At 69.0% G+C, this 12,645-nt stretch carries 9 protein-coding genes; 5 read left to right on the top strand and 4 right to left on the bottom strand.

Annotated elements, in window-relative coordinates:
* The 5 genes from atpH to atpC are packed head-to-tail and all read left to right on the top strand — an operon-like array spanning position 1 to position 5,002.
* Positions 1-531: an ATP synthase F1 subunit delta gene (atpH, locus tag G569_RS0105285; protein WP_028062647.1), complete on the top strand. Its 531-nt coding sequence runs from the start codon at positions 1-3 to the stop codon at positions 529-531.
* 14 nt (positions 532-545) lie between these two features.
* Positions 546-2,141: a F0F1 ATP synthase subunit alpha gene (gene atpA, locus G569_RS45750; RefSeq protein ID WP_053225892.1), complete on the top strand. Its 1,596-nt coding sequence runs from the start codon at positions 546-548 to the stop codon at positions 2,139-2,141.
* A 9-nt stretch (positions 2,142-2,150) separates the two neighbouring features.
* Positions 2,151-3,074, top strand: a complete 924-nt coding sequence (atpG, locus tag G569_RS0105275; RefSeq protein WP_028062646.1) for an ATP synthase F1 subunit gamma — start codon at positions 2,151-2,153, stop codon at positions 3,072-3,074.
* 60 nt (positions 3,075-3,134) lie between these two features.
* Positions 3,135-4,580: a F0F1 ATP synthase subunit beta gene (atpD, locus tag G569_RS0105270; RefSeq protein ID WP_028062645.1), complete on the top strand. Its 1,446-nt coding sequence runs from the start codon at positions 3,135-3,137 to the stop codon at positions 4,578-4,580.
* Entirely contained in the window at positions 4,580-5,002 is a 423-nt protein-coding gene (atpC, locus tag G569_RS0105265; protein ID WP_028062644.1) for an ATP synthase F1 subunit epsilon, read from the top strand. The genes atpD and atpC overlap by 1 nt, the downstream gene beginning before the upstream one ends.
* Before the next feature lie 62 nt (positions 5,003-5,064).
* Here the strand turns inward: atpC and G569_RS0105260 are convergent, their stop codons facing one another.
* The 4 genes from G569_RS0105260 to G569_RS57305 form a co-directional block, all read right to left on the bottom strand.
* Positions 5,065-5,442, bottom strand: coding sequence for a nuclear transport factor 2 family protein (locus tag G569_RS0105260; protein ID WP_028062643.1), 378 nt, complete (start codon positions 5,440-5,442; stop codon positions 5,065-5,067).
* A gap of 99 nt (positions 5,443-5,541) precedes the next feature.
* A complete protein-coding gene (locus G569_RS0105255; protein ID WP_028062642.1) occupies positions 5,542-6,237 on the bottom strand; it encodes a hypothetical protein in 696 nt (231 codons plus the stop codon).
* Between the two features lie 149 nt (positions 6,238-6,386).
* Positions 6,387-9,413, bottom strand: coding sequence for a M14 family zinc carboxypeptidase (locus G569_RS45745; RefSeq protein WP_211232912.1), 3,027 nt, complete (start codon positions 9,411-9,413; stop codon positions 6,387-6,389).
* Positions 9,414-9,673: 260 nt separating this feature from the next.
* The gene (locus G569_RS57305) at positions 9,674-12,568 is read right to left on the bottom strand and encodes a M14 family zinc carboxypeptidase (RefSeq protein ID WP_157591831.1); all 2,895 of its coding nucleotides are present in this window, start codon (positions 12,566-12,568) and stop codon (positions 9,674-9,676) included.
* Positions 12,569-12,645 lie beyond the last annotated feature (77 nt).

Here is a 12,645-nt window from a genome sequence, read left to right as displayed (position 1 = left end):
ATGGAGGAGATCGCCGCGGTCTACGCCCGTTCGCTCTTCGAGGTCGCGAAGGAGCAGAACAAGCTCGACTCGATCCGCGAGCAGCTCGGCGAGTTCGCCGACGCGCTCGACGCTAGTCGCGAGCTGCAGGTGTTCTTCTTCTCGCCTTACTTCTCCACGGTCGAGAAGCAGGACGGGCTCGATCGCGCGGTCTCCGACGCCGACCCGATCCTGGTCAACTTCCTCAAGCTGCTGATCGAGAACCACCGGATGCCGGTGATCTTCCGTGTCCGGCGCGGCTTCGACGAGCTGTGGCTCGCGGAGAACAAGCGGCTGCCGGTGCAGGTCACGTCAGCGGTGGCGCTGGACGCCACGACGGTCGATCAGATCGGCGCCCGCATCGCCGAGCAGACCGGCCAGAAGATCGACATCACCTCCACGGTCGAGCCCGACATCCTCGGCGGCCTCGTGATCCGGGTGGGCAACTCCATCCTGGACGCCTCGATCCGGAATCGCCTCGAACAACTTCGCAAGCAAGTCGCCAGGGCCTAAGGAGCTCTCCTTTCATGCAGATCAAGCCCGACGAGATCACCTCCATCCTCAAGTCCCGCATCGAAGGCCTCCAGGCCGGCCAGGCCGACCTGACCGAGGTCGGCACCGTCCTGACCGTGGGTGACGGCATCGCCCGCATCCACGGCCTCGAGAACTGCATGGCCTTCGAGATGCTCGAGCTCCCGCACGACGTGGTCGGCCTGGCCCTGAACCTCGAGTCCGACAACGTCGGCGCCGTGCTCTTCGGCCCGTGGGAGAAGATCGTCGAGGGCGACACGGTCAAGCGCACGAACCGCCTGCTGGAGATCCCGGTCGGCGACCAGCTGCTCGGCCGCATCGTCTCGCCGCTCGGCGCGCCGCTCGACGGCAAGGGCCCGATCAACACGTCCGAGTTCCGCCCGGCCGAGTTCAAGGCCCCCGGCGTCGTCCAGCGCCAGCCGGTGAAGGAGCCGATGCAGACCGGCATCAAGGCGATCGACGGCATGATCCCGATCGGCCGCGGCCAGCGCGAGCTGATCATCGGCGACCGCCAGACCGGCAAGACGGCGATCGCGGTCGACACGATCATCAACAACAAGGACACGGGCGTCATCTCGGTCTACGTCGCGATCGGGCAGCGCATGTCCACGGTCGTCGGCCTGGCCAAGATCCTCGAGGACGCGAACGCGCTGGACTCGACGATCATCGTCGCCGCGCCCGCCGACGAGGCCGCCCCGATCAAGTTCATGGCGCCGTACGCCGGCTGCGCGATGGCCGAGTACTTCCTCTACAACGGCAAGCACTCGCTGGTCGTCTACGACGACCTCACCAAGCACGCCTACGCGTACCGCCAGATGTCGCTGCTGCTGCGCCGCCCGCCGGGGCGCGAGGCCTACCCGGGCGACGTGTTCTACCTGCACTCCCGCCTGCTGGAGCGCGCGGTCAAGCTCAACGACGCGCTCGGCGGCGGCTCGATGACGGCGCTGCCGGTGATCGAGACGCAGGCCGGCGACGTCTCGGCTTACATCCCGACGAACGTGATCTCGATCACCGACGGGCAGATCTTCCTGGAGCCGAATCTCTTCAACTCGGGCGTGCGCCCGGCCATCAACGTGGGCATCTCGGTGTCCCGCGTGGGCGGCAACGCGCAGATCAGCCCGATGAAGAAGGTCGCCGGCCGCCTGAAGATCGAGCTGTCGCAGTTCCGCGACCTCGAGGCCTTCGCGCAGTTCGGCTCCGACCTGGACCCGGACACGCAGCGCACGCTGGCCCGCGGCGACCGTCTGGTCAAGACGCTCAACCAGGGCGAGCGCTCGCCGCTGGCGGTCGAGGACCAGGTCGCGGTGATCTACTCGGCGACCAACGGCTTCGTCGACCGCATCGACGCCGACCGCGTGCCGGAGTTCAACCGCGCGCTGATCGAGCGCCTGCACGCCGACGCGGCCGAGACGCTCGAGAAGATCAAGGGCGGCGACTGGTCCGACGACACCCAGTCCGCGCTGCGCAGCTCGATCGAGCAGTTCGCCGACGACTTCGGCTACGACCTCGACGAGGACGGCCAGCCGCTGTCGGAGGACGACAAGATCCGGGCCGAGGAAGGCCGTCGCGAGGCCGTCGGGGCGGAGGCCTAGCCACCCGCCATGGCCCTCAAGGACGTCAAGAGCCGGATCGCTTCGGTCAAGAACATCCAGAAGATCACGCGCGCGATGGAGATGGTCGCCGCCGCGCGCCTGCGCCGGGCCGAGCAGCGCATCGAGGCGCTGCGGCCCTACGCCGGGGCGATCCGCCGGATGACGCGCCAGGCGGCCGAGGCCGCCGGCAACGTGCCGAACCTGCCGATCCTCAACGAGCACGAGTCCGAGGGCACCGTCGGGATCCTGCTCGTCACCGGTGACCGCGGCCTCGCGGGCGCCTTCAACTCGCAGATCGTCCGCGCGGGGGTCCGCGCGGGCCTGGACTTCGAGGGCGAGGGCAAGACGACCGTCTGGTACGCCTCCGGCCGCCGCGGCGTGTCCTCGCTGGCGTTCCGCGGCCGCGAGGCCAAGGGCGCCTACACCGGCTTCACCGACCGCCCGTCGTACGGGAACGCCCGCGAGATCGCGGCGGACCTGATGGCGGCCTACGTGGACGGCGAGGTCGACCGCGTCGAGATCGTCTACAACCGCTACGTGTCGCCGCTGACCCAGGAGGTCACGCGCGAGACGCTGCTGCCGCTCCAGCACGCCACGATCATGGGCGACGACGGCGTCGTCGACAGCCTCGGCGAGCGTGCCGCGGACGGGGAGGAGCTCGAGCACGGGCAGACCGCCCTGGTCGAGTACGAGCCCGATCCCGACGCGATCCTCGAGCGGCTGATCCCGGCCTACGTCGAGATCTCGATCTACCGCGCGCTGCTGGAGTCGACGGCGTCCGAGCACGGCGCCCGCATGACCGCGATGCGCAACGCCTCGGAGAACGCCGGGGACATCATCAAGGACCTCACGCTGGAGTTCAATCGCGAGCGACAGGCCGCGATCACCCAGGAGATCATGGAAGTCGTCGCCGGCGCCGAGTCGCTGGTTTGAGGCGATGCAGCCCCTCCGCCCCACCCCGATCATCCGACCTTAACCTGAGGAGTCCACTACGTGGCTGCCACCACTGAAACCCGGAACGTCGGCCGGATCGAGGAGATCCAGGGCGTCGTCATCGAGGCCGTCTTCCCGGAGAAGCTCCCGGAGATCTACTCGGCCATCACCGTCGCCCACAGCGCGACCGGCGAGGAGGACCAGAACCTCACCGGCTCGGACTCGAGCGTCCTCGTGCTGGAGGTCCAGCAGCACCTCGGCGACGACCGCGTCCGCGCGGTCGCCATGGACACGACCGACGGCCTGTCGCGCGGCATGGAGGTCGTCGACACCGGCGGCCCGATCAGCGTGCCGGTCGGCGACGTGACGCTCGGCCGCATCTTCAACCTGCTCGGCGACCCGATCGACCAGGGCGAACCGATCGAGGTCAAGGAGCGCTGGCCGATCCACCGCCCGGCTCCGACCGTCGAGGACCTGACCCCGACGACCGAGATGTTCGAGACCGGCATCAAGGTCGTGGACCTGCTCGCGCCCTACGCCCAGGGCGGCAAGGTCGGCCTGTTCGGCGGCGCCGGCGTGGGCAAGACCGTGCTGATCCAGGAGCTCATCAACAACCTCGCCCAGGAGCACGGCGGCCTGTCGGCCTTCTGCGGCGTGGGAGAGCGCTCCCGCGAGGGCAACGACCTCTGGCTCGAGATGACCGAGTCGGGCGTGATCGACAAGACCATGCTCGTCTTCGGCCAGATGAACGAGCCGCCCGGTGCGCGTATGCGCGTCGCGCTGACCGGCCTGACGATGGCCGAGTACTTCCGCGACGAGCGCGGCCAGGACGTGCTGCTGTTCATCGACAACATCTTCCGGTTCGTGCAGGCCGGCTCCGAGGTGTCCGCTCTGCTCGGCCGCATGCCGTCGCAGGTGGGCTACCAGCCGACGCTCGAGTCCGAGATGGGGCAGCTGCAGGAGCGCATCACCTCGACCCGCAAGGGCTCTGTGACGTCCGTGCAGGCCATCTACGTGCCCGCCGACGACCTCACCGACCCGGCGCCCGCCTCCGTGTTCGCCCACCTCAACGCGACGACCGTGCTCTCGCGGTCGATCTCCGAGAAGGGCATCTACCCGGCCGTGGACCCGCTCGACTCGACGTCGACGATCCTCAAGCCGGAGATCGTCGGCGAGGACCACTACAACGTGGCCAACGAGGTCAAGAACGTGCTGCAGCGCTACCGCGAGCTGCAGGACATCATCGCGATCCTCGGCATCGACGAGCTCTCCGACGAGGACCGCGTGCTCGTGCAGCGCGCCCGCAAGATCGAGCGCTTCCTGTCGCAGCCGTTCCACGTCGCCGAGCAGTTCACGGGCACCCCGGGCGCCTACGTCTCGATCGGCGACACGGTCCGCTCGTTCCGCGAGATCCTCGACGGCCAGCACGACGACCTGCCGGAGTCGGCGTTCCTGCTCAAGGGCAAGATCGAGGACGTCGTCGAGGCCGCGAAGAAGGACCGCTAGTGGCCCGCACGCCCTTCAAGGTCGAAGTCCTCACGCCGGAAGGCGAGGTCTTCAACGACGACGTCGAGATGGTCTCGACCAAGACGTCGGTGGGCTCGATCGGCATCCTGGCCAAGCATCAGCCGCTGCTCGGCATGCTCGATCCCACCGAGCTGCGGCTGTACAAGTCCGATTCCGAGGTCGTCCGCTTCGCGCAGGGTGAAGGCTTCCTGCAGATGACGGGCGACCGCGCGCTGATCCTGGTCGACGAGGTCTTCGGCGTCGAGGACCTCGACGCGGCCGACCTGCGCGACCGCCTGCAGCGCGCCCAGGACGAGGTCTCCTCGTCCGAGGACGGGAGCGAGGAACGCCGCGCCGCCGAGCGCGACGCGCGCCGTTACGAGGCGTTCCTCAAGATCGCCGAGGGCGACGCCGCCCACTAGATAAAGGGGTCAGGCCCCTTTATCTAGCACCGGGGGGCTGCCGCCCCCCGGACCCCCCGGCTTTACGCGGCCGCCGGGATGGCGGCCGCGACGTCGACGTACTCCACGAAGCGCGCCGCGCGCCCGTCGCGGAAGGCCCAGGAGTGCGCGAAGCCGTAGCTCGTCGCCTCGCCGTCGAGCACGCCCGTCACGACGCCGGTGACGATCACCCGGTCGCCCGCCTCGACGACCGCGTCGAGCTCGAGCACCGGCTCCTGCAGGTGCGCCGCCAGGCCCGTGAAGTAGGCGATCACGCCATCGTGGCCGTGGAAGTCGCCGCCCTGGGGGAGGACGGTGGGGACGTGCCACTCGATCTGCGGGTCGAGGGCGGCGAGGACGCCGGGGAGGTCACCGGCGGCGAAGGCCGCGTAGGCGGCGCGGAGGGTGTCGACGTGGGGCATGGCCGCTATAGCGCCGCGACGCGGCTCGCGGATCACTCGCTTAACGAAGAAGGGCCGCCCTGAGGCGGCCCTTCGTTCGTGCAGGGGTTCCGCGTTCGACTACGGGGTGGTCGTCGAGAGCGTGAAGGTGAGCGTCTTGGAGTACCCGCCGGTGCGCAGGGCCTCGGTGCCGCCGATCGACTGCTTGAAGTTCAGCGTCGCCGCCTCGGCGCCGAGCGGGCCGTCGTAGGTCAGCAGCTTCGTCGGAGCGGCGGAGCCGCCGACGGCCGCCTGCGGGGCTGAGGTGCCGTTCGGGCTGGTGGCCGAGACCTGCAGCGGGGCGTCCAGGGCGAACGTCCCGTTGACGAGGCGGCCGGTCGCCGTCGAGCTCGGGTCGGCGACCCACAGCGTCGCGTCACCCGCCGTCGACGTGAGCGTGGCGCTCAGCGTCGTCGTGTAGTCCTTGGCGACGCCCGGGATGAACGGGGAGAACGCGTTCGACGCGCCGAGCGTGATGTTCAGCGTCGCCGGCGTCTCACCGCCGGGCGTGCCCGTGACGGGCACGACCGAGTAGTGCCGCGTGACCGACGACGCGTTGCCCGCCGTGTCGGTGGCGTCGACCTTGAAGTCGAAGCTGCCGATCGTGGCGGTGCTGATCGCGGCGCCATTGGCGACCGGGCCGGCGCAGGTCGCGACCGCGGTCGCGTCGGTGCACGAGTAGTTCGCCATGACCGTCTGCCCTTGCGTGTACGTGTCGCCCTCGGCGGGCGTCACGACGGTGATGCTCGGTGCCGTCGTGTCCGGGGTCTGGGCCATGGCCGGACCCGCCGGCAACGCAGCCAGTACCAACCCCAGCGACAAGACACCCTTCCATGGCCTGAACATGAACACCCTCTGCAATTTGAAGAACGCCCCGGACCCGGGCGAAACTCTGTCTTGGAAGGACACTTAAGTCAACCTTCCGGTCACGGCGTAGTGGTGGACAGCGTGAACGTCAGCGGCTTCCCGTACGCCCCGGTGCGGAGGCCTTCCGTGGCGCCGATCGACTGCTTGAACGTGATCGGCACCGACTCGCCCGCCGTCGGAGCCGACCAGGTCTTGATCGTCCCGAGGCCCTGGAGCGGCTGCGCCAGGAAGAACGTGCCGTTGACCAGATGCCCCGTGTGATCGGAGCTCGGGTCGGCGACCGTCAGCGTCGCGTCGCCGGCCGACGACGTGACCAACGCCGTCGTCGACGCCGTGTAGTCCCGGCTGACGCCCGGCACGAACGTGCCGAACGACGCGGTCGCGCCGAGCGTGAGGCTCAGCGTGGCCGGGACGGAGCCGTTGATGGCGCCGTCGACGTTCGTCGCCTGGATGACCGTGTAGCTGCGGGTCACCACGTTCTCGTTGCCGGCGTTGTCCTTGGCGGTCACCGAGTAGGTGAACGTGCCGACCGTCGACGTGTCGATGTTGGTGCCCAGCGCCGGCGAGCCGGTGCAGCTGGCGACGCCTGAGTTCTCGTCCGCGCAGGTGGCGAGCAGCGGGACCGGGCGGCCCTGCGTGAACACCGCGCCGTCGGCGGCCGGGTTGGTGAAGGTCACCGTCGGCTTGACCAGGTCGACGACGTAGCTCTTGGACTGCACCGCGGAGGTGTTGCCCTTGAAGTCGACCGCGATCCACTTGAGCGTCGTGTTGCCGTTGAGCATCACCGGATCCGGCAGCTCGCGCGGCCGGTTCGGCTTCCACTCGGTCGAGGCCGTCGTGGGCGTCGAGCCGTCGGTCGTGTAGTAGATCGAGGCCGCCTCGGAGGTCGTGAACTTCACGCCCACCGGCTCCTTGGACAGCGTCGCGCCGGTCGCCTGCGAGGACGGGGCGGTCGTGTCGTTGGCGTAGTCGAGCGCGGACTGCAGGAGGGCGTAGTTGCCGTTGGAGAACTCCATGCCCTCGTCGTGACCCTCGTTGGCGAGGTTGGCGTTGCCGCCGATCGGCACGGCGCCGAACGGGGGCTGGAAGCCGGGGGACGCGGTCGAGCCGTCCGCCAGGCGCTTCGTGGCGCCGATCTCGAAGTCGTAGCCGATGATGCCGTGGTTGTAGTAGGCCTCGTCAGCCGAGTTGCCGGCGGCCGAGTAGAGCACGTCGGTGACCGGGCCGGTCTGGGCCGGCAGGATCGCCGTCTTGCGGTAGCTGTAAATGCGCTCCAGCACCGAGGACGCCGTCTGGTCGAAGTAGTTCAGCGTGCCGTACGGCGGGTACGGCAGCGTCGTGCGGTCCGCCTTGTAGGCGCCCGGGGGCCACATGAAGTAGCCGCCGGAGGAGTGCACGTTCATCGCGAACTTGATGTTCGGGTACGTCGTCTGGACGAACTGCTCGTTGCGGGCCTCAGGCTCGGAGAACTCGAACGGGCCGGCGAACGTGTCGCTCGTGCAGGAGGACGAGGCGCCGACGTAGCCGTCGAAGAAGGAGCCGACGCTGAAGTTGCGGTTGAGGTCGACGCCCCAGCCGTTGCGCGCCGCCGGGTCGTTGTTGCCCGTCGGGTTCGACGCGCAGTAGTTGACCATGTTGCGGCGCTGCGAGTTGAAGTCGAACATCGAGTACGTCGCGCCGTCGGCGTTGATCGACGGGATGATGAAGATGTCCAGGCCGTCGATCAGGGCCGTCGTCTCGGGATCGGAGCCGTAGTTGCGCACCAGGCGCTCGGCCGTCTCGAGGCAGACCAGCGGCGTGCCCCACTCGCGGGCGTGCTCCTGGCAGTAGATGAAGACGCCGACCTTGGAGCCCTGCGGCTTGCCGACGTTGTTGCCGATCCGCAGCCCCTGGACCTCGATCGAGCCGCGCGGCTGGCTCGTCGGGGCCTTCAGCCAGTCGCTGAGGGCCGAGACGGCCGTCGCCGTGACCACGCCCGCGCCGGTGTTGGTGCGGTACTTGGCGGCCGTGACGAGCGCCTTGGCGGCGTCGGAGGCGTTGATCGCGTCCACGACCTGGGCGGCCGTCGAGGTGATCGCGCCCGCGTCGTCGGTCGCGGCGTGGACCGTGATCGTGGTGCCGGCGACGGTGACCGTGAGCGGCTTGCTCGCGCCGTCGTTGACGATCTCGGCCTTGAGGTTGTTGCCACCCTCCTGGCCCCAGGCCAGGGAGGTGAGGACGACGGCCTTCGGCTGGTCGGCCGCGGCGACCGACGTCGCGCCCGCGTACGGGGCGGCCATGCCGAGGATCGTCTGCGCCTTGCGCTGGTAGCCGTTCGTCTTGTTCGGCAGCTTCATCAGCGTCGAGACGTTCGGGAACTCGTTGGCGAGCTCGCGCATCTTGGCGTAGCTCTCACGCGGCGTCACGTAGTGCGTGTTGAAGTCCATGATGAAGCCGCCGGGGCTCGTGGTGCCGCCGTTGCCGACCCACTTCTTGGCGTCGAGCGTGGCGACGTCGCCGTTCGGGGCGGCGATCCGCACGTAGGCCGGCATGCCGCCGTCGCCCACGTTGCCGACCCGGAAGCGGGAGCCGTGGTAGAGGTAGGCGGCGGGGGTGACGTCGGTGTCGAGGACCGGGCTCAGCTGACCCTCGCCGAGCTTGGTGCCGTCGGCGGCGAACCAGGCCGCCTGCAGCGCCGGGCCGGAGTACGTCCGCGGCGGCGTGATCGCGGCCTCGGACGTCGTGCCCTCGATCGAGATGTAGCGGCCGGAGACGTCCTCCCAGTAGTCGGCGCGCTGCGCGCGGACCGTCCCGGCGATCGCCTTCTTTGACTTCGACGCGTCCGAGCTCGTCAGCGCGGCCTTCGCGTCGGCCTCCGCGGCGATCGTCGCGTCGCGCTCGGCGCGCAGGTGATCGACGTCGGCCTGCGTCTGGATCGTCGCGACGGCCGGATAGCCCTGCGCCTCGAAGAGCGCCTTCTCGTCGTCGTTGACGACGGCGTTGACCAGGATGCCGCCGCCAGGAGCGTCGATGAAGCCGTGGTCGAAGTCGGCGCCTTGCGCCTCCAACTCCTCCATGGTCGCCTTGTTCGGCAGCTTGAACTGCACCACCGAATATCCATCATCAGCGACCGCCGTGCTGGGCATCACGGCCATGACAGCCGCGATCGCGACTGCACCCATCCATGGCTTCACGAGCCACTCCCTCCGTCTTAAGACCCTCGGAACCCCTCCGAAGCGGGCTCCAATTCTTAGGGATACGTGAACCCCAGTGCAAGCGCTTAGACGGACGTTCGAGTCCGATTGCCTGCGGAGATGCCTCCACGGCGTCGGCCGGGTGACAAGCACCCGGCCGATACGCGAGGGGGTTACGGAGTCGTGGTGGACAGGGTGAACGTCAGCGTCTTGCTGTACGTGCCCGTCCGCAGCGGCTCGTTGGCCGCGATCGACTGCTTGAACGTGATCGGCACCGACTCGTTGGAGGTCGGGGCGGACCAGGTCTTGATCGTTCCGAGGCCCTGCAGCGGCGACGCGAGCGCGAAGCTGCCGTTGGTCAGGTAGCCGGGGTGATCGGTGCTCGGGTCGGCGACCGAGAGCGTCGCGTCACCCGCCGTCGAGATGACGGTGGCGGTGGTGGACGCCGTGTAGTCCTTCGCGACGCCCGGCGTGAACGCGCCGAACTGCGCCGGCGCGCCCATCGTCAGGGCCAGCGTCGCCCCGACGGAGCCGCCGACCGAGCCCGGCGTGTTGGTCTGGCCGAGCACCTGGCTCGAGACGGCCGAGACGTTGCCCTTGAAGTCCTTCGCGATCCAGGAGACCTTCGTCCCGGGCGCGAGGTAGAGCGGATCCGGCAGCTCGCGCGGCCGGTTCGGCTTCCACTCCGTGGACTGCAGCGTCGGCGTCGAGCCGTCGGTCGTGTAGTAGATCGACGACGCCTCATTGCTGGAGAACTTCACGCTGTACATCGGCGCCTTGCCGTCGGCGGTGACGACGGTGTTGACGACCGGCGGCGTGGTGTCGTTGCCGTAGGCCAGGGCGGACTCGAGCAGCGCGTAGTTGCCGTTGGCGAACTCCATGCCCTCGTCGTGGCCCTCGTTGACGAGGTTGGCGTTGCAGGTGCCCGCGCCGCCGCCCGTGTTCGGGGTCGACGTGCTGAAGCAGGGCTGGAAGCCGGTGCCCTGCGAGTTGCCGTTGGCGAGGACCTTGCTGGCGCCGATCTCGAAGTCGTAGCCGATGATGTCGTGGTTGTAGTAGGCCTCGTCCGCCGAGTTGCCGGCGGCCGAGTAGAGCACGTCGAGGACCGGGCCCGTCTGCTGCGGCAGGATCGCCGTGTGGCGGTAGTTGTAGATCCGGTCGTTGACCATCGCCGCGGTCTGGTCGAAGTAGTTCAGCGTGCCGTAGGGCGGGTACGGGAGCGGCTCACGCGTGGTGGGCTTGTACGCGCCGGGCGGCCACATGAAGTAGCCACCGTTGGAGTGCACGTTCATCGCGAACTTGATGTTCGTGAACGTCGACTGCACGTAGGCCTCGTTGCGGACCTCCGGCTCCGACATCTCCGCCGGGCCGGCGAACGTGTCGCTGGTGCAGCTGTTCGACGCGCCCTGGTAGCCGTCGAAGAACGAGCCGACGCTGAAGTTGCGGTTGAGGTCGACGCCCCAGCTGTTGCGGGCGTACGGGTCGTTGTTGCCCGTCGGGTTCGACGCGCAGTAGTTGACCATGTTGCGCCGCTGGCTGGCGTTGTCGTACATCGAGAACGCGGCGCCGTCGGCGTTGATCGTCGGGATGATGAAGATGTCGAGGCCGTCGACGAGGCTGGTCGTCTCGGCGTCGGTCCCGTAGTTCTTGAGCAGGCGCTGGGCGGTCTCATCGCACACCAGCGGCGTGCCCCACTCACGGGCGTGCTCCTGGCAGTAGATGAACACGCCGACCTTCTGCCCCTGCGGCTTGCCCTTGTCGTTGCCGATCCGCAGCATCTTCACCGTCTGCGGGCCGCGCGGGTAGGACGCGGGGGCCTTCAGCCAGTCGCTCAGCGCGGACGGGGCGGCCTGCGCCGTGACGACGCCCGCTCCCGTGTTGGTCCGGTACAGCGCGGCGCCGACCAGCGCGGCGGCGGCCGGGTTGGCGTTGATCGCGGCGACGACCTGGGCGGCGGTCGAGGTGATCGCGCCGGTCGCGTCCGTGGCGGCCGAGACCTTGATCGCCTTGCCCGTGACCGACACGCTCAGCGGCGAGCTGTTCGCCCCCGGGTTGACGATCTGGGCGGTGATGTCGTTGCCGCCGTTCTGGCCGAAGTCGTTCGAGGTCAGGACGACCGCGCGCGCCTGGTCGGCCGTCGCCGGCGTCGACGTCGAGCCGGTGTACGGCGTCGCGATGCCGAGCACGGTCTGCGCCTTGCGCTGGTAGCCCGGCGTCTTGTTCGGCAGGTCGGAGACCTTCGCGATCGTCGGGTACTGCGTCGCGAGATCCGTCATGAGCTTGTAGCTCTCCTGCGGATCCACGTAGCGCGTCATGAAGTCCTGCAGGAAGCCGGCGCCGTACTGCGGAGCGCCGTTGCCGACCCACTTCTTGACCGCGAGCTCGGCCACGTCGCCGTTCGGAGCGGCGATGCGGATGAACGCGGGCATCGGCGTGCCGATGGTCGAGGCGTCACCCAGACGGAAGCGTGTGACGTGGTACAGGTACGGCGCGACCGGCGTCACGTCCGTATCGAGGTACGGCTGCAGGTTGCCGCTGCCGAGCTGCTGGCCCTGCGCGTCGTACCAGGACGCGACGAGCTGCGGGCCGCTGTAGGTGCGCGGCGGGGTGACGGCGGCCTGCGTGGTGGTGCCTTCGACGGACAGCCAGCGTCCGCCGGCGTCCTCCCAGTAGTCGGCGTGCTGCGCGCGGACCGTGCCCACGGCGGCCGACTTGGTGCTCTTGGCGGCGCTGCCGTTCAGCGCGGCCTTCGCGGCGGACTCAGCGTCGATCGTCGACTGGCGCGCGGCGCGCAAGGCGGCGACGTCGGCCGGTGTCTCGATCGTGTCGACGGCCGGGTACCCCATCGCCTCGAGCTGCGCCTTCTCGCTCGGCGTGGCGACGATCGTCGCCTTGACGAATCCCGGCTGCGACTGATCGAGACCGTCACCGAGGTCGTAGCCCAGCTTGATCAGCTGGTCCGCGGTCGCCTTGTTCGGCAACTTGAACTCGTAAACGGTCTGCCCGTCATCCGCGAGCGCGGAAGCGGGAAGCACTGCGAGCGCGGCAGCAGCCGCGATCGCTCCCATCCATGGCCTCATCGGCCCTCCTCCGTAAATAGACCCAGGAACTGCGCTGGCCCTTCTACGGGACGAGGGTGAGAAGA

The sequence above is a fragment of the Solirubrobacter soli DSM 22325 genome, assembly GCF_000423665.1.
GTDB lineage: Bacteria > Actinomycetota > Thermoleophilia > Solirubrobacterales > Solirubrobacteraceae > Solirubrobacter > Solirubrobacter soli.
The sequence above is the reverse complement of the archived record's forward strand: the minus strand, read 5'-3'. Positions and strand labels throughout refer to the sequence as shown.